Here is a 22,198-nt window from a genome sequence, read left to right as displayed (position 1 = left end):
TGCGCGGACGCGGCGACGGGCTTCCGGGCCGGGCCCTCAGCCCCCCGGACCGGTACGGGCCACCCAGCCGCGCTCGTACGCGTGCCAGCCCAGCTGGAGCCGCGTCGAGACCCCGGTCAGCTCCATCAGCCCCTTCACCCGCCGCTGCACGGTCCGCAACCCCAGATCCAACTGCTTGGCCACACTGGCGTCGGTCAGCCCGGCCAGCAGCAAGGACAGGATCTCCAGGTCCGTGGGGTCGGGCCCGGCCCCGTCCTCACGCACCCCGCCGCCCTCGCCGAGCCGCAGCGGCATGGCGTCGCGCCACACCGACTCGAAGAGGCCCATCAGCGACTCCAGCAGCCCGCTGGCGTGCACGACCAGGGCGGCGGGCTCCGCGCCGCGCCCGGTGAGCGGGACCATGGCGAGGCTCCCGTCGGCGACCACCAGCTTCGTCGGCACCCGGCCCACCACCCGGCACTGCTCGTCCCGGCTCAACGCCGCCGACACCTCCATGATCCCGTACGGCGTCGACAGCACCTCGCGCTCGACCACCACGCGGTAGCTCACCCCGCGCGACGCCGCCCGCTCCTCCGACTCGTTCTCCATCCCGGTCACCACGGCGGGCGTCCCCGTCACCAGGGCGCACACCTCGGACGCCGCCCCGAGCTGCAACTGGTGGAAACGCTGGGACACGGCGCTCGCCCCCGTCACCACCTCCACCAGGTCGTGCACCGCCGGCTGGCTCGCCTCGGCCCGGTACTCCTCGGCGAGGAGCGCGGACGCCAGCTCCGCCTGCTCCAACTCGTGCCGCTGCTGGATCAGCAGGGCGCCGAGCGCCACGCCGGGCGGGGCCGCCACCCACCGGCCGGGCCGGGCCGACGACTGGGCGGCGAGCCCCTGCCGCTCCAGCCGCCGCAGCACCCGTTCCGCATCCGCCTCCGGCAGGGCGAGCCGGTGCGCCAGATCGGCCAGCTCCGCCGCCCCCGTCGCGACGAGCGCGCGGTACGCCGCCTCCTGCCTCTCGTCGAGACCCAGGGCCCCCAGCATTCTCCCGACCTCCCCGAACGTGCTGATCGCGCACCGCGGCGCCCCTGCGGCCGGGCCCCGGATGGCGGGAAAGGGCCACGGCGTAAACCCGCCGCCCACATCATCCCCCGTACCCCTGGCACCTCTGCCACTGTGGCGCCACCGCAGCACCAACCAGCCCCGGAATTCTGCCTCTTGGGCTGATTCATTCCGGATTGACCAGGGGAGAGCGATGCGCCCGATATCGCGTACGGCACTCGGAGCGGCGACCGCCGCCGTGCTCGCCGTCACCGTCGTGGCACCGTCCGTGGCAGCGCCACCGGACGCGCCCGGCGCGAAGAGACCGATCACCGGGAGCACGGCGGCCGCCGCGGACCGGAAACCCGTCACGGTGACCCTCGTCACCGGCGACCGGATCCTGGTGACCAAGAACGCCTCGGGTGCCTCCAACGCCACGGCGCTGCCCCGCGAGGACGGCACCGTGCCGCTCGTCCAGACCCGGCAGTCCGGCCCCGACCTGTACGTCTACCCCGAGTCCGCCGTCCCCGCGCTCGCCGCCGGCACCGTGGACGAGGAACTGTTCAATGTCACCGGACTCGTCCGCCAGGGTTACGACGACAGCCGCACGGACTCCGTCCCGCTGATCGCCACCTACACCGGGGACGCCGCCCGTCGCTCCTTCGCCGCCCCGCGCGGGGCCGAGCGCGGAGCGGTCCTCGACGTCATCGGCGGACAGGCGCTGAAGGCCGACAAGAAGCGCGCCGCCGACTTCTGGGCCGATCTCACCACGCGCCGCACCCTGTCCGGCTCCGGTCTGAAGAAACTCTGGCTCGACCGCAAGGTGGAAGCGAGCCTCGACCGGTCGACGAAGCAGGTCGGCGCGGACCTCGCCTGGGCCGCCGGCTACGACGGCGCCGGCGCCAAGGTCGCCGTCCTGGACACCGGCGCGGACGCCGAACACCCCGACCTCCAGGGCCGGATCACCGCGTCGGAGAACTTCACCGGATCCGGTGGCACCGACGACCACCAGGGCCACGGCACCCATGTCGCGTCCACCGTCGGCGGCTCCGGCGCGGCGAGCGGCGGCACGAAGAAGGGCGTCGCGCCCGGCGCCGATCTGATGGTCGGCAAGGTCCTCGACGACGGCGGCTCCGGTGCGACCTCCTGGATCATCGCGGGCATGCAGTGGGCCGTCGACAACAAGGCCGACGTCGTCTCCATGAGCCTCGGCAGCGCCGGGCCCACCGACTGCACCGACCCGATGGCCCAGGCCGCCGCCGAACTCGCCGAGAGCGAGGACACGTTGTTCGTGGTGGCCGCCGGGAACATCGGCCCCTCTCTCAACACCGTCTCCTCGCCCGGCTGCGCCCCCGGCGTGCTGACGGTGGGCGCGGTGGACCGCGACGACTCCACCGCGAACTTCTCCAGCCGGGGGCCCACGATCGGTTCCCACACTCTCAAGCCCGAGATCGCCGCGCCCGGCGTCGCCATCTCCGCCGCGGCGGCGGGCGGCCGGGGCTCCAAGGCGTACCGCTCCATGTCCGGTACGTCGATGGCGACCCCGCACGTGGCGGGCGCCGCGGCCGTGCTGAAGCAGCGCCGCCCCGAGTGGACGGCCCAGCAGATCAAGGCGGCCCTGGTCTCCTCGGCGAACAGCGCCGTCCCCGGTGACGTCCGCGAGACCGGCGGTGGCCGCCTCGACGTGGCCCGCGCCGTCCGTACGCCCGTGTTCGGCCCCTCCGTCGTGCAGGGCGGCACCTTCAACTGGCCGCAGGACAAGAGCGACCGCACCACCGCCGCCGTGCCGTACACCAACACGAGCGGCAAGCCGGTGAAGCTCTCGCTGAAGCTCGCGGGGGTCACCGGCAACGACGGTTCGGCGGTCCGCTCGCGGATCGCCGAGCTGAACCGCACGTCGGTCACCGTGCCCGCCGGCGGGACCGTCGAGGTCCCGCTCGCCCTCGACCCCGACGCCCGGCTGACCGCCGCCCAGTACGGCGACGTCACCGGCCGGATCCTCGCCACGGCCCCCGGCGGAGTGAAGGTCTCCACCCCCTTCTCCCTGTACGTGGCCCCCGAGACGGTCACTCTGCGCGTCAAGCTCGTCGACGGCACCGGCAAGCCCGCGGGCGGCGTCTCCTCCGTCGACCTCGTCGGCACCGACACCTCGTCGGGCGAGCGCCGCTTCAACGCCGGCGCGGCCGACCAGACCTACCAGATGCGGCCCGGCGCGTACTTCGTCTCCAGCTTCGTCGAAACACCCGACACCAGCGATCCGACCGGCCGGCTCGCGGCTTCCGTGGGCTATCTGGCGCGCCCCCAGCTCAACGTCACCGAGGACACCACCGTCGTCCTCGACGTCCGCAAGGCCCACCGGCTGAAGGTGCGGACCGAGGACCGGGTCTCCGAGACCCGGGGCGCGACCCTCGCGTTCGGCCGCACCTGGAACGACACCTGGCTGCACTCGGGATCGATCTCCGGGCCCGGGATCATCAAGGACTACCTGGTCGACGTGCGGGGCAAGGCCCGTGACGGGGACTTCGAGTTCTCCTCCTTCTGGCGGGCCTACGCCCCGCAGATCCAGAAGTTCTCCCTGGTCGGCGGAGCGGCCCTGCACCCCCGGCCCGCCACCACCGGCTCGGTCAACCTGGATGGCGCCGGCCGCGCCGAGGTCGTCGACGCCGGTGCGGGCAGTGCCGCCGAACTGGCCGCCGCCGGAGTGAAGGACCGGATCGCCCTCGTGAAGGTCGGCGACGACGACTCGACCGTCCTGGCCCAGGCGCGGGCCGCTCAGGCCGCAGGGGCGAAGGCGCTCCTGGTGCACCGCCCCGCGGCCGGGGACTGGCAGCCGGGCCTCGGTTACGGAGCCGCGCCCCTGCCGGTCCTCGGACTGCGCGCCGACGAGGCCGCCGTGCTGAAGAAGGCCCTCGGCGAGGGGAAGGCGGAGGTCTCCTGGAGCGCCACGGCCGTCAGCCCGTACGTCTACAACCTGTCGTTCCCGGAGAAGGGGCAGATCACCTCGGACCGCACCTACAAGGTCGAGGACGAGAAGCTCGGCTCGGTCGTCTCCACCCATGAATCCATGGGCGTGGCCGCCGACTTCGTCGACACGCTCCTGGTCGCCCGTCCGTACGGAGGCACCTTCTTCGCGTCCACCATGGCCGTGGTCGCCACCCCCGGGAAGCGCACCGAGTACTACTCGGCGGGCGACACCGTCTGGCAGAAGATGCTCTCCTCCAGCTTCCCGTGGGGCGAGTTGATGACGGGCGACGCCCGTACCCACCAGGCCGGACGGACGCTGGCGGAGTCGTGGTACCGGGGCCTCCTGGTCCCCGGCGCCCCGCGTGACGCGGACGGCGAGGAGGCCCTGGCCGGTGAGCGTCAGGACAACGTGATCGGTGCGGCTCCCGCGTTCATGACCGACTCCGAACACGTCGGGCAGCAGGGCTCATTCGGAGACATCGGGAGCATGCGGCTGAAGCGCGACGGCAAGGCCGTCGGCGAGACCGGCTACCCGTACGGCGCGTTCGACGTGCCCGCCGAGGACGCCGCGTACGAACTGACCCTGACCACCACGAAGATCGGCGCGCCCGCCAAGGTCTGGAAGCGGTCGACCCTGACCGAGACCACCTGGGGCTTCCGGTCGGAGCGGAAGCCGGACGTGGCGTCGCAGGGGATCCCGATGCTGTTCCCGCGCTACGACGTGCCGATGGACGGGATGAAGACCGTGCCCGCGAAGAACGGCCAGCGGATTGGCCTCGCCGCCACCGGCCACGCCGGGTACACCCCCGGCGAACTCACCGCCGCGAAGGTCTCCTTCAGCTACGACGGCGGCGAGACGTGGCACGCGGCGACCACCGCGGTGAAGGGCGGCCGGTGGACCGCGACCGTCGACCACGCGGACGCGCGGGGCGAGTCCGTAGCCCTGCGGACGGAACTGACCGACGCGAACGGCAACTCCGTCGTCCAGACCGTCCACGACGCGTACGCCGTGCGCTGAACGGTGTCGCTGAACCGGTGATCGGCTGAGCATACGAGCGGCCGGAAGGCCGATACGCCGATCACATCGACCGGTCCGCCGGGCGTCCTTCCCGTGGGGGGTGAGGCGCCCGGCGGGCCCTTTTCCACGGCCCGCATTTTCCCGATGTCCCGTTTTCGGGCCGCCTCGGCGGTGGACAATAGGGGCATGAGTCAGCAGGGGGAGACACCCGCCGCCCACGAGGACGACTGGTGGCGCAAGCTGTACGACGAGACCGCGCCGGACACCGGTCCCGGCAGCGCGGCCGACAGCCTCGACGACCGCTTCCACTCCGTGTCGGACACGGTGGGCGGCCCGGTGGACGACGACCGCCGGGCCACCGTCCGCGAACCCGTACGGGGCCCGTACGCGGAGGCGTACGAGGACCCGTACGCGGACCGGTACGAGGGGCCGGAGCCGGACCGTGACGAGGAGCCGTACGCGGTTCGCGGCCCGAAGACGGAGGCGGACCGCTCCCAGGAGCCGCCCGGTGCGCCCGGAACGCCCCGGGAGGCGGACCGTCAGGAGGAACCGGTCGCGGCCCGCGAGGCGGTCCCGGCGGAGGACCATGACGAGGAGCTGTACGGGGACGCCTCCCGGCGCCGGGTCCCGCCACCGGGCCGGGCCGCGACCACGGACGCGACACCGGCCCCGGACCGTGCGCCCGCCCCGCCGGTGTCGCCCCCGCCCCCCCCCCCCCCGGTGTCGCCCCCCCCCCCTGCCCCGCCGGTGTCGTCCCCGCCTCCGGACCCGCGTGTGGCGCTCCCGCTCCCGGCCCGGGGCCGCGCGCCCGCCCCGCCGCCCGGCTCTCCGCCGCCCCCGCCGTCGCCCCGCACCGCCGTCTTCCCCGCCCCCTGGGAACCGCCCGGCGGACAGACGGGGCCCCGGACCTTCACCGCCCCCCGGAGGCCCGCCGGACCCGGCCCCGGGACTCCGCGCGAACGCCGGCCGGTCCCCGACGCCTTCGATGCCGAGGCCCGGCCCGCCGTAGGCCACCTGGGGGAGCGGCCCCCCACCTACGACGCCGAGCCCGCCGCCCTGCCCTCCGCCACCTCGGAGAACCTGGGCACGCTCGTCCCCGACACCGTCCTGGACGGCGCGCGGTACGGCACGTACACCCTGCGCACCGCCTCCGTACGCGGCGACTCCGCCCGCTTCCGGGGCGAGCCCCGGCGCGACGGGCTGCTCACCGCCCGCTTCGGGACCGGCGAGAGCGCCCTCGTCCTCGTCGCCGTGGCCGGCGGCAGGCGGTCCGGCGAAGCGGCGCACCTCGCCGCCGCCGACGCCTGCCGCTGGATCGGCGGGGCTGTCGCCCGCAGCCACCTGCGGCTCTCCGAGGACATACGGGCCGGCCGTCGGGGCGACCTGAAGTCCGGGCTGCACCGGCTCACGGACCGTACGTACGGAAGGCTGCGCGCCCGCGCCGCCGAACTGGGCGTGGCACCCGACGCGTACACCGCGAGCCTCCGCTGCCTCCTGCTGTCCGCCGACCCCGAATGCCGCACCCGGGTCTTCTTCGGCGTCGGCGGCGGCGGCCTCTTCCGGCTCCGCGACGGACTGTGGCAGGACCTGGAACCGGTCGTTCCCGAGGCCGCGGGCGGGCGGCCGGGCGACGAACCGGCGGAGGGGGCGGACGGCGATCGGCTGACCATGGACCTCCACATCACCGCGCCCCCGTCGGCGGAGACCGGCGGACCCCCGGGGCCGCCCGCCGAGCCCTTCCGCTTCCGGGCCTCCGTGGCGCGTCCCGGCGACACGCTGATGCTCTGCGGCAGCGGCCTCGCCGAGCCGATGCGCGGCGAACCGGAACTGCCCGCCGCGCTCGCCGACCGCTGGGGTAGCGGCGGCCCGCCCGGACTGCCCGCCTTCCTCGCCGACGTCCAGCTCCGCGTCACGGGGTACGCCGACGACCGCACCTGCGCCGCCGTCTGGGAGGCGTAACCGCGCCCCCCGTGGGTTGATGGATTCCGGAGACCGGCGACGAGGTGTTTCGCCGCTCCGGTCTCCGGACAACCGAAGTGCACGGATCACGGGCAAGGAAGGGCGCGCACCCATGGCCAAGCAGAACGTGGCGGAGCAGTTCGTCGACATCCTCGCCAGGGCAGGCGTCAAACGCCTGTACGGCGTCGTCGGCGACAGTCTGAACCCCGTCGTGGACGCCATCCGGCGTAACTCCTCCATCGACTGGATCCACGTCCGGCACGAGGAGACTGCCGCCTTCGCGGCCGGTGCGGAGGCACAGGTCACCGGCTCCCTCGCGGCCTGTGCCGGTTCCTGCGGACCGGGCAACCTGCACCTGATCAACGGCCTGTACGACGCCCACCGGTCCATGGCCCCCGTGCTGGCGCTCGCCTCGCACATCCCCTCCGGCGAGATCGGCCTCGGCTACTTCCAGGAGACCCACCCGGAACTGCTGTTCCAGGAGTGCAGCCACTACAACGAGATGATCTCCAACCCGGAGCAGATGCCCCGACTGCTCCAGACGGCGATCCAGCACGCCATCGGGCGCGGCGGGGTCGGCGTCGTCACCATGCCGGGCGACATCGCCTCCAAGCCCGCCCCCGAGAAGTCCATCGAGCACGCGCTCGTCACCGAGCGGCCCACCGTACGGCCCGGGGACGACGAGATCGACAAGCTCTGCCGCATGGTGGACGAGGCCAAACGGGTGACGTTGTTCTGCGGCAGCGGCACGGCCGGGGCGCACGCCGAGGTCATGGCGTTCGCCGAGAAGATCAAGTCGCCGGTCGGCCACGCGCTGCGCGGCAAGGAGTGGATCCAGTACGACAATCCGTACGACGTCGGTATGAGCGGGCTGCTCGGCTACGGGGCCGCGTACGAGGCGACGCACGAGTGCGACCTCCTCATCCTGCTCGGCACGGACTTCCCGTACAACGCCTTCCTGCCGGACGATGTGAAGATCGTCCAGGTCGACGTGCGCCCCGAGCGCCTCGGCCGCCGCTCCAAGCTCGACCTCGCCATCTGGGGCGATGTGCGCGAGACCCTGCGCTGCCTCACCCCCCGGGTGCAGCCCAAGTCCGACCGCAAGTTCCTCGACCGGATGCTGAAGAAGCACGCCAACGCCCTGGAGGGCGTGGTCAAGGCGTACACCCGCAAGGTCGACAAGCACGTGCCGATCCACCCCGAGTACGTCGCCTCCGTGCTGGACGAGATGGCCGACGAGGACGCCGTGTTCACCGTCGACACCGGCATGAACAACGTGTGGGCCGCCCGCTATCTGACGCCCAACGGCAAGCGGCGGGTGATCGGTTCGTTCAGCCACGGCTCGATGGCCAACGCACTGCCGCAGGCGATCGGCGCCCAGTTCACCGACCGGAACCGGCAGGTCGTCGCGATGTCCGGCGACGGTGGATTCTCCATGCTGATGGGCGACTTCCTCACGCTGGTCCAGTACGACCTGCCGGTGAAGGTCGTCCTCTTCAACAACTCCTCCCTCGGCATGGTCGAGTTGGAGATGCTGGTGGCCGGGCTGCCGTCGTACGGGACCACCAACAAGAACCCCGACTTCGCCGCCATCGCCCGTGCGGCCGGCGCCTACGGGGTCCGGGTGGAGAAGCCCAAGCAGCTGCAGTCCGCGCTCAAGGACGCGTTCAAGCACAAGGGCCCCGCCCTCGTCGACGTCGTCACCGATCCGAACGCGCTCTCCATCCCGCCGAAGATCAGCGCCGACATGGTCACCGGCTTCGCGCTCTCCGCCAGCAAGATCGTGCTGGACGGGGGAGTGGGCCGGATGCTCCAGATGGCCCGCTCCAACCTCCGCAACGTGCCGCGTCCTTGACCGGAACCGGAACCGGGGCCGGGGCCGGTGCCGCCGGGGCCGCCGGGGCCGGCCGTCGGCCCCGGCGGGAGGTTCGGCGCGGGGTCAGCAGCCGTGGTCGACCAGGTCGAAGGACGCGTAGTGGTCGGCGGTGTAGTAGTCCTCCTCGTTCCGCTCGCCGGTGACGATCCGGCGGGCGCCGCGGGTCTCGGAGCCGGGTGTGACCACGGTGTACTCGTGGTAGTAGCCGGTGGACCGGTCGGGGAGCAGGCCCTCGCGGTTCTGGAAGACGGCGCCGTCCTGCTCGTACGGGAAGGGCCCGCCCCGCTCGATCAGGTCCAGGGTGTCGTGCGCCTGGGAGGGGAGGGCGGAGAGGCAGATGCTCCCGACCGCCGCCGCCCGGAACGCGGACGCGGAGTGGGAGGCGGCCGGGGCCGTGGTGGGGCCGGCCGCCTGGGCCGTGACCGGACCCGAGGCGATGAGGAGGGAGAGGAGGGCGGCCGAGCCGCCGAGCCGGGAGATCCGCGGGAGGGTGCGCATGCCCCATGATGGTGCGCGTGGACGGCGCACGGTCAACGCCGACTTGCGCGTGTTCGCAGGATGTCGACCTCGGCTGCGCCTATGTGGTGATGACGTGCGCGGGTGGGATGTTCTGTGCGCCCCTCGCCGCTTCCGGCCGTGCGCGTATCGGCCCGCCGCCAAGCGTGACCGTGTGCGTACAGGGGCATGCATCCCGTGAGGCTGTTCGACGGACGGCCGGACCGGAGGGGGTAGGCGACTGTGCGGGCGGGGGAAATGACGAAGCGTCAGAAGAGGGCCGGGGTCGTCGAGGTGCGCGGCCCCCGGGGGCGCAGACCGGGCGATGCGCCGCAGCCGGCCCGGATGCGCCGAAGGGTCGGCCACGCCGACCGGTCCGCGGTGGGGGAAGTCCGCCGGGAGCTGCGGGAGTTCCTGGAGCACCGCTCCGGGCGGGAGCAGACCGAGGCGGCGGAACTGCTGGTGAGCGAACTGGTGACCAACGCCCTCATCCACACGAGGCACGGGGCCGTGGTCACCGCCACGGCGACGCCCGCCCGCCTCCGCGTCGAGGTACAGGACTTCGCGTCCGAGGACCTGCCCGCTCCGTACGTACCGAACGCCGACGACGGTACGCACGGCAGGGGACTGCTCCTGGTCCGGAGCCTGGCCGACGCCTGGGGGGTGGAAGCGCAGGCCCTGGGCAAGGTCGTCTGGTTCGAACTGCACGGCGGAAGGCCCTGAGGGGCCCTCCGCCGCACGAGGGGATCAGCCGAACTGCTGCTCCAGATCCTTGAGTTTCTGTTCCAGGGAGTCCAGCCGGGGAAGTGTCTGGGTGTCGTCCTCCGCGGTGAGGTCGACGGTCCGCGGGTCACTTCCCCGGTCGGGGGCGTCCAGGCTCTTCGAACCCGGGCCGTCCGCCTGCTTCGGGCCGACGGCTTGCAGGGATGGCCGGGGTCGCAGGGGCAGCTGACCCGGCTCCGCTATGGCGGGCTCCGTGACGGCCGGCGCGGAGCCCGCCGACGACGGGGCGAGGGCGGGCGCGTCCACCTGGTGCCCGCCCCGGACACCGCGCCCCCAGGCCCGGTTCTGCCGGTTCAGGGCCTTGATGCGGGCCCGGTCCAGCTTGGCCTGTTCCCGGCGGCGCACCCGGGTCTGCTCCTGCTCCTTGCGGTCCTCCCGCACCTCGTCCACCGCCTCGTCCAGGGTGCGGACGCCCTCCAGGAGCATCAGCGACCAGGCGCCGAAGGTCTCCCGGGGGGCCCGCAGCCAGCGGACGATCCGGATCTGCGGCAACGGACGGGGCACCAGGCCCTGTTCGCGCAGCGCCGCACGGCGGGTCTGCTTCAGGGCGCGGTCGAAGAGCACCGCGGCCGAGAGGGACATCCCCGCGAAGAAGTGCGGCGCGCCCGCGTGGTCCATGCCCCGGGGCGCGTGCACCCAGTTGAACCAGGCGGCGGCCCCGGCGAACGTCCACACCAGCAGCCGGGAGCCGAGCGCCGCGTCTCCGTGGCTCGCCTCCCGTACGGCCAGCACGGAACAGAACATCGCGGCCCCGTCCAGTCCGAACGGGACCAGGTACTCCCAGCCGCCGCTGAGGTTCAGGTTCTGCCGGCCGAAGCCCACGAGCCCGTGGAAGGAGAGCGCGGCGGCGACCGCCGCGCAGCAGAACAGCAGGACGTACGAGGCGGTGGCGTACAGCGCCTCCTTGCGTCTGCGGCGTTCCTCGCTGCGTTCCCAGGAGTCGTCGGCCGCCGCGGCCTTGCCGGCGGCACGCTTGCCGCGTGCGACCACCGTCACCGCCGCCATGACTCCCACGAGCAGTACGGCGCCCGGAAGCAGCCAGTCAAGCGATATGTCGGTCAGTCTCATGCGCGGTCCCTTGCGTCACGTAGGGCGTTTCGTGCGCCATCGTGACGGAATTACCGTGCCGCTCCGGTGGTTTCGGGACAAGAGCACGCCATGGGGGTGGGAGGTGCTATCGATGGGTGGAAATTTCTCGAACGCCCGGCCGATCGGACAGAGTCGCGTTCGATTTCCCGTCCTCCGGAAGGGCGGTGTGGATCAGGAAGCCGCGGCGAGCTTCCGCACCCGGTCCGCGTCGCAGGTACGCGGGCAGGTGACGCAGGTGTCATCGGGCCGCAGCGTGTAGAACAGGCAGCAGCTCGCCCGGTCCCGGGTCGGCAGGGACTGCCCCTCGGGCCCGGTCAGCTCCCGGAAGCCCGCGCCGCCGGCGTACGGCTTGGTCGCGCCGGGGAGCAGCAGCTCCAGTTCGGCCATCGCGCGGCGCTCCTCGCTCAGCAGGTGCGCGATGTACCAGAGGCCCTCGACGATCTCGTCCGTCGCCATCCCCCACAGGGCCCGCTTCCCGCGCCGCATGCGCGGTCCGAAGCCCTCCAGCACCGGACCGAGGTGCTCGGCCAGGGAGTCCAGGACCTCGGCCCGCAGCGCCGCCTCGTCCGGGACGACCCGGGCCCCGGGCAGCGCGGCGGCCGGGTCGTCCGGCAGGCAGGCGAACTCCCCCGCCCGCACGGCCAGCCGCCCCAGCGCCCGCTGGAAGGACACGGCCCCGACCGGGACGCGGGGCACCCGGCGCTGAAGGAACCACGGGACCGTCACCAGCAGGCAGGCGGGCCAGGCGTACCGGTGCAGTCCGAAGCTGGCCACCACGTCCGGACGGGCCTGCTGCCCGTAGTCGCGCAGCACCTGGGCCTCGTCCCAGGCGAGGAAGGAGTCCACGGCGCCGCCGCCGGCCGCCAGCTCCGCCGCGCCGACCCAGTCCGCGCCGGACGGGGCGTCGGCGTCGCCGTCGAGCACGTCGATCCGCAGACCGGGGAACACCTCGCTCAGGCGGGCGTACGCGGCGGCCGCGGGTGACGTCGCGGCGTCGATGAGCGGCGGGGAGAGGGGCATGCAGGGGACCACCGAATCGGGATCGGTTGCAGGTAAGGCTTACCTTATCCGATCTCGTCGATGCGGGAACCGCGACCTTCTCCCTCTATCGTGCACAGGAGGTCCGGCCCACGCGAGCCGGCATGCGGCGGGCGGAGGAGGTCCGGGTGGAGCAGGGCAGCGCGCACGACGGCGCACGTCCGGCGTACGCCCCCGGCGTGTTCCCACGCACGGAGGCCGGGGCGCGCGTCCCGGCACAGGCGCCGGGCCCCGGCCGCGCCCCGGCGTCCGAGCGGGCCCGGAGCGGGCGCCCCCGCGGTGAGAGCCTTCCCGGCGAGCCGACCGCGCCGCGCGCCGTGCGGCGGCACTCCGTGCGCGGACAGATCCTGGACGCCCTGCGCACCGCTCTCGTCGACGGCGAGCTGGCGCCCGGCCGGGTGTACTCCGCCCCCGTGCTCGGCGCGCGCTTCGGGGTCTCCGCGACCCCCGTGCGCGAGGCCATGCAGCAGCTGGCCGCCGAGGGCGCCGTCGAGGTCGTGCCGAACCGCGGCTTCCGGGTCAGCGAACGCGGCCCCCGCGAGCTGGCCGAGCTGGCCCAGGTGCGGGCCCTGATCGAGGTCCCGGTGATGCTGGACCTGGCCCGTACGGTCCCGGCGCACCGCTGGAGCGCCCTGCGCCCCCTGGCGGACGCCACGGTCGCGGCGGCGGCCGTGGGCGACCTGGCCGCCTACGCGGAGTCGGACCGGGCCTTCCACAGCGCGGTCCTCGCGCTGTCGGGCAACGGGCAGCTCGTGGCCGTCGCCGAGGAACTGCACCGGCGCGCCCAGTGGCCGCCGGTCTCGGGCCCCGTCACCCGCCGGGCCGACCTGCTCGCGGACGCCTCCGAGCACACCGCCCTGCTCGACGCGCTCGTCGCCCAGGACCTGGCCGTCGTCCGGGCCCTGGTCGGCGAGCACTTCACCGGCGCCGCGGGCTGACGGAAGGAGCCCCGGACCGGGAGGTCCGTGCCTCCCCGGTCACCCCCCCCACCCGCACCTTTCACCCGGACGGCCCGCACTCCAACGGGTCATGCCCGTACAGGTCGCGCCCGCACGGGCCGCACACGTACAGGCCGCATACGTACAGGCCGCGCCCCCGACTCCGTCACCCGCGCCGTCGAGCGGATGCGCGGCCCGTATCCACCCGGCCCGCGCCCGAACGACGGGACCGTGCCGGAGCCGGTGCGCTCCGAGGGGTCAGTCCGCCCCGCCCGTGCGCGGCGCGGGCGGCCCCAGGTACGGGGCCAGCCAGGTGGGCACGCCGCCCAGCAGCCGGAACAGCCGGCCGGCCTCGGCGCGCAGCCGGGCCGCCTCCGGTTCCTCCGCCGTCTCCGCGAGCGAGATCAGCGCCGGAGCCGTACCGACCAGGAACCCCAACTCCTCGCGGATGCGCAGAGATTCGGCGAATCCCCGCCGGGCCGCGGCCAGCTCCCCCTCGCGCAGGTCGAGGGCGGCCAGGTGCCGCCAGGTGGACGACAGCAGCAGCGCGTCGTCCTGCTCCGCCGCACCGGCGTGCGCCCGGCGGAACGCGGCCCGTGCCGACTGCGGCGACTCCGCGATGTTCTGGGCGATCAGCCCGCGGCGGAAGTCCAGCAGCGGACGGGCCGGAGACGCGGGGGCCAGCAGGGCCGCCGACCGGCTGAGCGCCACGCTCGCCTCGTCGGCCCGGTCCCGTACCGCCAACAGGGTGGAGGCGTACGCCAGATGACCCCGCTCCGAGGCGGCCGAGCCCCGTTCGTCGTCGCTGCGGGCGACGGCCTCCGCCGTCCGCAGGGCGTCCTCCGCCTCGGTCCAGCCCTGTCCCGTGTACAGGCACCGCTCGGTCAGCAGCGCGGTGCGCTGGAGGGCGGCCGCCGCGTCGGTGCTCGCGTGGTGCTCCAGGAGGGCGGCCGCGTCCGTCCAGCAGGCGCGGGACCGCAGCCGCCATACCGCGGTCTGGAGCGGCGGATCGTCATCTGCTGTCGTTCCGGAACCAGACATGGCGGTATGCGCCACATTGCCCTCCCCGAGCGCGCCGTCGTGCTGTTGGGTACGGCGCATCTCAGCACGGATGGGCACTCCGGGCCAAGGGGTCCGGACGATGTCAGGTGAAATATTTCACAATCGGCGGGAGCGCTCCGGGCCCGGCGGCCCCGTCCCCCGCCGGAGCGTCAGCTCATGCGCAGGGCGAGGAAGAAGTCGAGCTTGTCCTCCAGGCGCGAAAGGTCACGCCCCGTCAACTGCTCGATTCGTCCGACGCGGTAGCGCAGGGTGTTGACGTGCAGGTGCAGCCGGGCCGCGCAGCGGGTCCATGACCCGTCGCAGTCCAGGAAGGCCTCCAGCGTCTCGATCAGCTCCGCCCGGTGGCGCCGGTCGTAGTCGCGCAGCGGGTCCAGCAGCCGGGCGGTGAAGGCGCGCCGGACGTCGTCGGGGACGAACGGCAGCAGCAGCACGTGCGAGGCCAGTTCGTGGTGGCCGGCGGCGCAGACCCGGCCGGGCCGGGCGGCGGCCACCCGCCGCGCGTGCCGGGCCTCCTCCAGCGCGCCGCGCAGCCCCTCGGCGGAGTGCACGGCCGCGCTGACACCGAGTGTCAGCCGCCCGTCGTCGCCCAGTCCGGCCGAGAGCGGTTCGCGCACGGAGGCGAGCAGCGCCTCGGCGTGGAGTCCGGGCTCCCCGGGGAGCGCCTCGGCGTCCGCGCCGTCCGCCGCGGCCCCGTCCGCGCCCTCCCCGGCGTCCGAGGGCGGATCCGCGGGCGCGGGCAGCGGCACCAGCGCGATGGCCTCCTCGCCCGTGTGGGCGACGGCGATCCGGTCGGCCGAGTCGGGGCCGCCGACCGCCGGGTCGACGAGGATCTCCTCCAGCAGCGCCTGCGCCACCGGGCCGCTCGCGATGCCGCCCGCGGCGGCCGGCCCGCCCGCCGCGCTCCAGTCCACCCGGGCCACCACGACCTGCCACTGCGGGGCGGCGCCGAGGCCGGGCAGCAGGACCGGCGCGGCGACCCGCAGCCTGGCCGCGATCTCCGCGGGGGCGGCTCCCGCCTGGACCAGCTCCAGCACCTCCTGGGCGAGCCTGCGGCGTACGGCACGGGCCGCGTCGCGGCGGTCCCGCTCGACCGCGATCAGCTGGGTGACGCCCTGGAGCAGGTCGAGGCGGGCGGCGGGCCAGTCCGAGGCGTCCGCCTCGACCGCCAGCAGCCAGTCGGAGAGGACCGACTCCCGTACGTCGCGGGCGGGCGCCGAGCCCCGGCCGGTGTTCCGGATCGGGAAGAGCGCATACGTCGTACCGGCGACGGCCGCCCGGTGCGGGGCCCGGCGGCCGGCACGGGTCGCGGCCAGGTGGTGGCCGGCCAGCGCCGTGCCCAGCGGACCCGGCAGCGGGGCGCCCGCCCCGGCGACCTGGCGGCCGGTGGGGGACAGCACCCAGGCCCGCAGGTCCAGGTCGGAGGTGAGGAGGTCCAGCACCACATCGGGGCCGCCGCCCGCCGGGCCCGAGGTCATCAGCCGCCGGTGCCGGTCCACCACGGCCGCCAGGTCCCCGGCCCGCTCGCCGGACACCTGGCGTACGACGTGTTCGGTGATCGTCGCGAAGGCCACCGTCTCGTGCACCGCGAAGAGCGGGAGGCGGTGGCGCCGGCACGCCTCCACCAGATCGGCGGGAACGTCCCCCAGCTCCGCCTCGCCGGCCGCGAGACCGGCCACCCCCGCGCCCGCGAGGATCCGGACGAACGGCTCGGAGTCCGCGGCGCCCCGGTGCCAGGCGAGGCCCGTGAGCACCAGTTCGCCGCCGGAGAGGTAGCGGCTGGGGTCGCGCAGGTCGGTCGTCATGACGCCCCGGACCGTGCGGTCCAGCTCGTCCTCGCCGCCGAGCAGCCGGAGGCCCAGCGCGTCGGTCTCCAGCAGTGCGCGCAGCCGCATCTCGTCGCCGCCGATCTTTCGTGGAAGGAGTGGGTGAAGGGGTGGGGCCGGTGGCCGCGAGGGGGTGAAGGGGGCCGTGGGGCGGGGGAGGGGTGGGTCGAAGGGGTACCTGTGAATTGCGGAGAGATGACGAACCTCCGCCATTCGTTCGAATCTACAAGACGAGGACGGAGACCAGCCAACTGCTTCGGTGTTTCGGTGACTGCACCGGCCGGGGCCCGGCTTGTGTACTGGGTCACACACCACGTGAACACCGCATGAACGCCCAGTCGAGGGCCGGCCGTCCCCAGTCCCGGCGAACCACCCGATCGAGAAGAGAGCCACTCATGGACTTCCTTCGCCCCGCCAGCTGGGAGGAGGCGCTCGCAGCCAAGGCCGAGCACCCCACGGCTGTGCCCATCGCGGGCGGCACCGATGTCATGGTCGAGATCAACTTCGACCACCGGCGGCCCGAGTACCTCCTGGACCTGAACCGGATCGGTGAGCTGTCCGAGTGGGAGGTGGGCCGGGAGAACGTACGTCTCGGCGCCTCCGTGCCGTACAGCAGCATCATGGAGCACCTGCGCGCCGAGCTGCCCGGGCTGGCGCTCGCCTCGCACACCGTCGCCTCCCCGCAGATCCGCAACCGCGGCGGGGTCGGCGGCAACCTCGGCACCGCCTCCCCGGCCGGCGACGCCCACCCGGCCCTGCTCGCCGCCGGCTGCGAGGTCGAGGCCGAGTCCGTACGCGGAAAGCGGCTGATCCCCATCGACGCCTTCTACACGGGCGTCAAGCGCAACGCCCTGGAACCGGACGAGCTGATCCGCGCCGTGCACATCAGGAAGGCCGACGGACCCCAGCAGTACTCCAAGGTCGGCACCCGCAACGCCATGGTCATCGCCGTCTGCGCGTTCGGCATCGCCCTGCACCCCGAGACCCGCACCGTGCGCACCGGCATCGGCTCCGCCGCCCCGACGCCCATCCGGGCCAAGGAGGCCGAGGAGTTCCTGAACGCCGCGCTGGAGGAGGGCGGCTTCTGGGAGAACGGAAAGATCATCACCCCGTCGATCGCCCAGCAGTTCGCCGCCCTCGCCTCCGGCGCCTGCAACCCGATCGACGACGTACGCGGTACGGCGAAGTACCGCAGGCACGCGGTCGGCATCATGGCCCGCCGCACGCTCGGCTGGACCTGGGAGCAGTACCGCGGCGCGGGCCGCGCGCTGGAAGGAGCCGCGTAACCATGCGAGTCAATTTTACGGTCAACGGCCGTCGGCAGGAAGCCGACGACGTGTGGGAGGGCGAGTCCCTCCTCTACGTCCTGCGTGAGCGCATGGGCCTGCCCGGCTCCAAGAACGCCTGCGAACAGGGCGAATGCGGCTCCTGCACGGTCCGCCTGGACGGCGTCCCGGTCTGCGCCTGCCTCGTCGCCGCCGGCCAGGTCGAGGGCCGCGAGGTCGTCACCGTCGAGGGCCTCGCCGACTACGCCAAGCACCGCCAGGACGCCCACCCCGGCGGCGGCTGCGCCTCCGGCGCGTGCGGCACCACCCTGGACGCCGCCCAGCGGTGGCAGGCCCGGCCCACCGACGGCCAGGCCGGCGAGGCCGTCGAACTGGCCCCGATCCAGCAGGCGTTCATCGACGCCGGAGCCGTCCAGTGCGGCTTCTGCACCCCCGGCCTGCTGGTCGCCGCCGACGAGCTGCTGGAGAACACCCCCTCCCCGTCCGACCAGGACATCCGCGAGGCGCTCTCCGGCAATCTGTGCCGCTGCACCGGGTACGAGAAGATCCTCGACGCGGTCCGCCTCGCGGCCGCTCGCCAGGGAGAGGCGGACCGGTCATGACGACGCCCCAGACCCGGTACGTACCGGCCGGAACGCCCACCGGGATCACCCAGGGTTCGCCCACGAAGGGCGGGATCGGCGAGTCCACGCTCCGCCCCGACGGCACCCTCAAGGTCACCGGCGAGTTCGCGTACTCCTCCGACATGTGGCACGAGGACATGCTGTGGGGGCAGACGCTGCGCTCCACCGTCGCGCACGCCGAGATCGTCTCCATCGACACCTCCGAGGCGCTCGCGACGTCCGGGGTCTACGCGGTCCTGACCTACGACGACCTGCCCGCCGCGATGAAGAACTACGGCCTGGAGATCCAGGACACCCCGGTCCTCGCCCACGGCAAGGTCCGCCACCACGGTGAACCGGTCGCCCTCGTGGCCGCCGACCACCCGGAGACCGCGCGCCGCGCCGCCGCCAAGATCAGGATCGAGTACCGGGAGCTGCCCGTCGTCACCGACGAGGCGTCGGCGACCGCACCCGACGCCGTCCTCGTCCACGAGAACCGCGACGACCACCACATCGGCCACGTACCGCATCCCAACATCGTGCACCGGCAGCCGATCGTCCGCGGCGACGCCGACGAGGCCGCGAAGCGCGCCGACGTCGTCGTCACCGGCGAGTACACCTTCGGCATGCAGGACCAGGCGTTCCTCGGCCCCGAGTCCGGCCTCGCCGTGCCCTCCGAGGACGGCGGCGTCGAGCTGTACGTCGCCACCCAGTGGCTGCACTCCGACCTCAAGCAGATCGCCCCCGTCCTCGGCCTGCCCGAGGACAAGGTCCGCATGACGCTCTCCGGCGTCGGCGGGGCCTTCGGCGGCCGTGAGGACATCTCGATGCAGATCCACGCCTGCCTGCTGGCGCTCCGGACCGGCAAGCCGGTCAAGATCGTCTACAACCGGTTCGAGTCCTTCTTCGGACACGTCCACCGCCACCCGGCGAAGCTCCACTACGAGCACGGCGCCACCAAGGACGGCAAGCTCACGCACATGAAGTGCCGCATCGTCCTGGACGGCGGGGCCTACGCCTCCGCCTCCCCGGCCGTCGTCGGCAACGCCTCCTCGCTCTCGGTCGGCCCGTACCGGATCGAGGACGTCGACATCGAGGCGGTCGCCCTCTACACCAACAACCCGCCCTGCGGCGCGATGCGCGGCTTCGGCGCGGTCCAGGCGTGCTTCGCCTACGAGGCGCAGATGGACAAGCTCGCCGCGAAGCTCGGCATGGACCCGGTCGAGTTCCGGCAGCTCAACGCCATGGAGCAGGGCACCCTGCTGCCCACCGGCCAGCCCTGCGACTCGCCGGCCCCGGTCGCCGAGCTGCTGCGGCGGGTCAAGGCCCGGCCGATGCCGCCCGAGCAGGAGTGGCTGACCGCTGGCAGCGACGGCGCCTCCGTCGACGTCCGGGCGCTGCCCGGCGGACTCTCCAACACCACCCACGGCGAAGGCGTCGTGCGCGGCGTCGGCTACGCGGTCGGTCTGAAGAACGTCGGCTTCTCCGAAGGGTTCGACGACTACTCCACCGCCCGCGTCCGGATGGAGGTGATCAACGGCGAGCCGGTCGCCACCGTGCACACCGCGATGGCGGAGGTCGGCCAGGGCGGCGTCACCGTCCACGCCCAGATCGCCCGCACCGAACTCGGCGTCAACCAGGTCGTCATCCACCCGGCCGACACCCGCGTCGGCTCCGCGGGATCCACCTCCGCCTCCCGGCAGACGTACGTCACCGGCGGCGCGATCAAGAACTCCTGCGAAGCCGTCCGGGAGAAGGTCCTGGAGCTGGGCCGCACCAGGTTCGGCTCCTACCATCCGGCCTGGGCCACCGCCGAACTCCTCCTGGAGGGCGGCAAGGTCGTCACCGACGGAGGCGAGGTCCTGGCCGATCTCGCCGACGTACTGGAGGACGAGGTCGTCGACGTCGAGCTGGAATGGCGCCACCGGCCCACCGAAGCCTTCGACCTGCGTACCGGACAGGGCAACGGCCACGTCCAGTACTCCTTCGCCGCCCACCGCGCCGTCGTCGAGGTCGACACCGAACTGGGCCTGGTCAAGGTCATCGAACTGGCCTGCGCCCAGGACGTCGGCAAGGCGCTCAACCCGCTCTCCGTCCTCGGCCAGATCCAGGGCGGCACCCTCCAGGGCATGGGCGTCGCGGTGATGGAGGAGATCATCGTGGACCCGAAGACCGCGAAGGTGCGCAACCCGTCCTTCACGGACTACCTGCTCCCCACCATCCTCGACACGCCGACGATCCCCGTCGACGTGCTCGAACTCGCCGACGAGCACGCCCCCTACGGGCTGCGCGGCATCGGCGAGGCCCCCACCCTCTCGTCCACCCCGGCCGTCCTCGCGGCGATCCGGAACGCGACGGGCCTGGCGCTCGACAGGACACCGGTGCGGCCCGAACACCTCACCGGCACCTGACGGTCCGCCGGGCGGGCCCCACCGGCCGTCCGCCCGGCGGCCCCGCGAACGGCCCCCGGACCCTCCGGGCGGCCCCCCGGACCCTCCGGGCGGTGCGCGACGCCGGGAACGTCACACTTCTCCGCACCCCGCACCGCCCGGAGCCACCGAGTACCGCACCGCTCGCGGTTCCTCACCGCCGTGCCCCCGGGCACGGCACGCCCCACGGACCATCCGTGCCTCCGGCACATCCGTTCTGCCTCACCACTCCGTCCCGGCCGTCCCCGGGTCGTGCGGCCGACGCGGTCATCCCAAATCCCGCATTCAGGAATCTCCAGGCGGGTGCCCCTGTGAACCTTGGGAGTCAGGCATCATGACCCAGCAGTCAGTGGAACCGAAGACCAGTCCGGAGGAGGCGGGCCCCGGCTCGCGCGTCCCCGCCGGAAGATCATGGCTCGACCGGTACTTCCACATATCCGAACGGGGATCGACCGTCGCGCGCGAACTGCGCGGCGGCGTCACGACCTTCATGGCCATGGCGTACATCCTCCTGCTCAACCCGCTGATCCTGGGCGGGGAGGACGTCGAGGGGAACCTCCTCGGCCAGCCCGGCCTGATCACCGCGACCGCCTTCGCCGCCGCCGCCACGACCCTGCTCATGGGCTTCGTCGGCAAGGTGCCGCTCGCGCTCGCCGCCGGACTCAGCGTCTCCGGCGTGCTCGCCTCGCAGGTCGCGCCCGCCATGACCTGGCCGCAGGCCATGGGCATGTGCGTCGTCTACGGTGCGGTGATCTGCCTCCTGGTGGTCACCGGCCTCCGCGAGCTGATCATGAACGCGATCCCGCTCGCGCTCAAGCACGGCATCACCATGGGCATCGGGCTCTTCATCGCCCTCATCGGCCTCTACAAGGCCGGCTTCGTCCACCAGGGCAAGGCCACCCCGGTCTCCCTCGGCCCCGCCGGTGAACTCGCCGGCTGGCCCGTCCTCGTCTTCTGCGTCACCCTGCTGCTCATCTTCATGCTCCAGGCGCGCAACGTCCCCGGCGCGATCCTGATCGGCATCGTCGTCGGCACCGTGGTGGCGATCGCGGTCAACGCGATCGTGGACATCGACCCCGAGGCGTGGAGCAGCGGTCCGCCGGAGCTCACCGGCGGCGCGGTCTCCACCCCCGACTTCTCGCTCTTCGGGAACGTCGAGTTCGGCGGCTGGGGCGACGTCGGCGTGATGACCGTCGGCATGATCGTCTTCACCCTGGTGCTGGCCGGCTTCTTCGACGCGATGGCCACCATCATCGGCGTCGGCGCCGAGGCGAAGCTCGCCGACGACAAGGGCCGGATGCCGGGCCTGTCCAAGGCGCTGTTCATCGACGGCGCGGGCGGCGTCATCGGCGGCGTCGCCTCCGGCTCCGGCCAGACCGTCTTCGTCGAATCGGCCACCGGCGTCGGCGAAGGGGCCCGGACCGGGCTCGCCTCCGTCGTCACCGGCCTCTTCTTCGCCGCCTGCCTCTTCTTCACCCCGCTCACCGCGATCGTCCCGACCGAGGTGGCCTCCGCCGCTCTCGTCGTCATCGGCGCGATGATGATGCAGAACGCCCGGCACGTGGACTGGGGCGACCGCTCGGTCGCCATCCCGGTCTTCCTGACCGTGGTCCTGATGCCCTTCACCTACACCATCACCACCGGTGTGGCCGCGGGCGTCATCTCGTACAGCGCCATCAAACTCGCCCAGGGACGGGCCCGCGAGGTCGGGGCCTTCATGTGGGGGCTGACGGTGGTCTTCACCGTCTTCTTCGCCCTCAACCCGATCGAGAGCTGGCTGGGCGTCCACTGACGCGCCCGCCCCGCCCCC

At 73.3% G+C, this 22,198-nt stretch carries 15 protein-coding genes; 9 read left to right on the top strand and 6 right to left on the bottom strand.

Annotation, left to right across the window (positions count from 1 at the left end; all coding sequences use genetic code 11):
* Positions 1–36: 36 nt before the first annotated feature.
* Positions 37–1,029, bottom strand: coding sequence for a helix-turn-helix transcriptional regulator (locus tag AMK24_RS09305; RefSeq protein ID WP_073768721.1), 993 nt, complete (start codon positions 1,027–1,029; stop codon positions 37–39).
* A 211-nt stretch (positions 1,030–1,240) separates the two neighbouring features.
* On the opposite strand from AMK24_RS09305, the gene AMK24_RS09300 reads away from it, so the two are divergent.
* The 3 genes from AMK24_RS09300 to AMK24_RS09290 all read left to right on the top strand — a co-directional run bounded on the left by AMK24_RS09300 (position 1,241) and on the right by AMK24_RS09290 (position 8,822).
* The gene (locus AMK24_RS09300) at positions 1,241–5,008 is read left to right on the top strand and encodes a S8 family peptidase (protein ID WP_073766981.1); all 3,768 of its coding nucleotides are present in this window, start codon (positions 1,241–1,243) and stop codon (positions 5,006–5,008) included.
* Between the two features lie 186 nt (positions 5,009–5,194).
* A complete protein-coding gene (locus AMK24_RS09295) occupies positions 5,195–6,967 on the top strand; it encodes a protein phosphatase 2C domain-containing protein (RefSeq protein ID WP_073766980.1) in 1,773 nt (590 codons plus the stop codon).
* Between the two features lie 112 nt (positions 6,968–7,079).
* Positions 7,080–8,822, top strand: coding sequence for a pyruvate dehydrogenase (locus tag AMK24_RS09290; protein WP_073766979.1), 1,743 nt, complete (start codon positions 7,080–7,082; stop codon positions 8,820–8,822).
* A gap of 84 nt (positions 8,823–8,906) precedes the next feature.
* On the opposite strand, the gene AMK24_RS09285 is transcribed toward AMK24_RS09290, so the two are convergent.
* Positions 8,907–9,341 carry a ribonuclease gene (locus AMK24_RS09285; RefSeq protein ID WP_073766978.1) on the bottom strand — a complete coding sequence of 145 codons (435 nt, stop codon included), beginning with the start codon at positions 9,339–9,341 and terminating at the stop codon, positions 8,907–8,909.
* A gap of 342 nt (positions 9,342–9,683) precedes the next feature.
* Between AMK24_RS09285 and AMK24_RS09280 the strand changes: the two genes are divergently transcribed.
* On the top strand, positions 9,684–10,061 hold the full coding sequence (locus tag AMK24_RS09280; RefSeq protein ID WP_073768719.1) for an ATP-binding protein: 378 nt from the start codon (positions 9,684–9,686) through the stop codon (positions 10,059–10,061).
* 24 nt (positions 10,062–10,085) lie between these two features.
* Here AMK24_RS09280 and AMK24_RS09275 read toward each other — a convergent pair whose 3' ends face one another.
* Both AMK24_RS09275 and AMK24_RS09270 read right to left on the bottom strand, forming a co-directional pair.
* Positions 10,086–11,189 carry a DUF2637 domain-containing protein gene (locus AMK24_RS09275; RefSeq protein WP_073766977.1) on the bottom strand — a complete coding sequence of 368 codons (1,104 nt, stop codon included), beginning with the start codon at positions 11,187–11,189 and terminating at the stop codon, positions 10,086–10,088.
* 192 nt (positions 11,190–11,381) lie between these two features.
* The gene (locus AMK24_RS09270; RefSeq protein ID WP_073768717.1) at positions 11,382–12,230 is read right to left on the bottom strand and encodes a (2Fe-2S)-binding protein; all 849 of its coding nucleotides are present in this window, start codon (positions 12,228–12,230) and stop codon (positions 11,382–11,384) included.
* Between the two features lie 146 nt (positions 12,231–12,376).
* Here AMK24_RS09270 and AMK24_RS09265 point away from each other — a divergent pair, with 146 nt between their 5' ends.
* Positions 12,377–13,186, top strand: a complete 810-nt coding sequence (locus AMK24_RS09265; protein WP_073768715.1) for a GntR family transcriptional regulator — start codon at positions 12,377–12,379, stop codon at positions 13,184–13,186.
* Between the two features lie 258 nt (positions 13,187–13,444).
* Here AMK24_RS09265 and AMK24_RS09260 read toward each other — a convergent pair whose 3' ends face one another.
* Entirely contained in the window at positions 13,445–14,227 is a 783-nt protein-coding gene (locus tag AMK24_RS09260) for a hypothetical protein (protein ID WP_073768713.1), read from the bottom strand.
* Between the two features lie 170 nt (positions 14,228–14,397).
* The gene (locus AMK24_RS09255) at positions 14,398–16,140 is read right to left on the bottom strand and encodes a PucR family transcriptional regulator ligand-binding domain-containing protein (protein WP_073766976.1); all 1,743 of its coding nucleotides are present in this window, start codon (positions 16,138–16,140) and stop codon (positions 14,398–14,400) included.
* A 326-nt stretch (positions 16,141–16,466) separates the two neighbouring features.
* On the opposite strand from AMK24_RS09255, the gene AMK24_RS09250 reads away from it, so the two are divergent.
* From AMK24_RS09250 to AMK24_RS09235, 4 genes are all read left to right on the top strand, one after another.
* Positions 16,467–17,357, top strand: a complete 891-nt coding sequence (locus AMK24_RS09250; RefSeq protein WP_073766975.1) for an FAD binding domain-containing protein — start codon at positions 16,467–16,469, stop codon at positions 17,355–17,357.
* A gap of 2 nt (positions 17,358–17,359) precedes the next feature.
* A complete protein-coding gene (locus AMK24_RS09245) occupies positions 17,360–17,959 on the top strand; it encodes a (2Fe-2S)-binding protein (protein WP_073766974.1) in 600 nt (199 codons plus the stop codon).
* On the top strand, positions 17,956–20,370 hold the full coding sequence (locus AMK24_RS09240) for a xanthine dehydrogenase family protein molybdopterin-binding subunit (protein ID WP_073766972.1): 2,415 nt from the start codon (positions 17,956–17,958) through the stop codon (positions 20,368–20,370). The genes AMK24_RS09245 and AMK24_RS09240 overlap by 4 nt, the downstream gene beginning before the upstream one ends.
* Before the next feature lie 352 nt (positions 20,371–20,722).
* A complete protein-coding gene (locus AMK24_RS09235) occupies positions 20,723–22,180 on the top strand; it encodes an NCS2 family permease (RefSeq protein WP_073766970.1) in 1,458 nt (485 codons plus the stop codon).
* Positions 22,181–22,198: the final 18 nt, after the last annotated feature.

It is taken from the genome of Streptomyces sp. CB02366 (genome assembly GCF_001905905.1).
Lineage (GTDB): Bacteria > Actinomycetota > Actinomycetes > Streptomycetales > Streptomycetaceae > Streptomyces.
This window is presented reverse-complemented; position numbering and strand designations above follow the sequence as displayed.

Excerpts from the sequence above, each read along its gene's own strand:
- AMK24_RS09305 (WP_073768721.1), bottom strand. The coding sequence starts at position 1,029 with ATGCTGGGGGCCCTGGGTCTCGACGAGAGGCAGGAGGCGGCGTACCGC.
- AMK24_RS09300 (WP_073766981.1), top strand. The coding sequence starts at position 1,241 with ATGCGCCCGATATCGCGTACGGCACTCGGAGCGGCGACCGCCGCCGTG.
- AMK24_RS09295 (WP_073766980.1), top strand. The coding sequence starts at position 5,195 with ATGAGTCAGCAGGGGGAGACACCCGCCGCCCACGAGGACGACTGGTGG.
- AMK24_RS09290 (WP_073766979.1), top strand. The coding sequence starts at position 7,080 with ATGGCCAAGCAGAACGTGGCGGAGCAGTTCGTCGACATCCTCGCCAGG.
- AMK24_RS09285 (WP_073766978.1), bottom strand. The coding sequence starts at position 9,341 with ATGCGCACCCTCCCGCGGATCTCCCGGCTCGGCGGCTCGGCCGCCCTC.
- AMK24_RS09280 (WP_073768719.1), top strand. The coding sequence starts at position 9,684 with ATGCGCCGAAGGGTCGGCCACGCCGACCGGTCCGCGGTGGGGGAAGTC.
- AMK24_RS09275 (WP_073766977.1), bottom strand. The coding sequence starts at position 11,189 with ATGAGACTGACCGACATATCGCTTGACTGGCTGCTTCCGGGCGCCGTA.
- AMK24_RS09270 (WP_073768717.1), bottom strand. The coding sequence starts at position 12,230 with ATGCCCCTCTCCCCGCCGCTCATCGACGCCGCGACGTCACCCGCGGCC.
- AMK24_RS09260 (WP_073768713.1), bottom strand. The coding sequence starts at position 14,227 with ATGTCTGGTTCCGGAACGACAGCAGATGACGATCCGCCGCTCCAGACC.
- AMK24_RS09255 (WP_073766976.1), bottom strand. The coding sequence starts at position 16,140 with ATGCGGCTGCGCGCACTGCTGGAGACCGACGCGCTGGGCCTCCGGCTG.
- AMK24_RS09250 (WP_073766975.1), top strand. The coding sequence starts at position 16,467 with ATGGACTTCCTTCGCCCCGCCAGCTGGGAGGAGGCGCTCGCAGCCAAG.
- AMK24_RS09245 (WP_073766974.1), top strand. The coding sequence starts at position 17,360 with ATGCGAGTCAATTTTACGGTCAACGGCCGTCGGCAGGAAGCCGACGAC.
- AMK24_RS09240 (WP_073766972.1), top strand. The coding sequence starts at position 17,956 with ATGACGACGCCCCAGACCCGGTACGTACCGGCCGGAACGCCCACCGGG.
- AMK24_RS09235 (WP_073766970.1), top strand. The coding sequence starts at position 20,723 with ATGACCCAGCAGTCAGTGGAACCGAAGACCAGTCCGGAGGAGGCGGGC.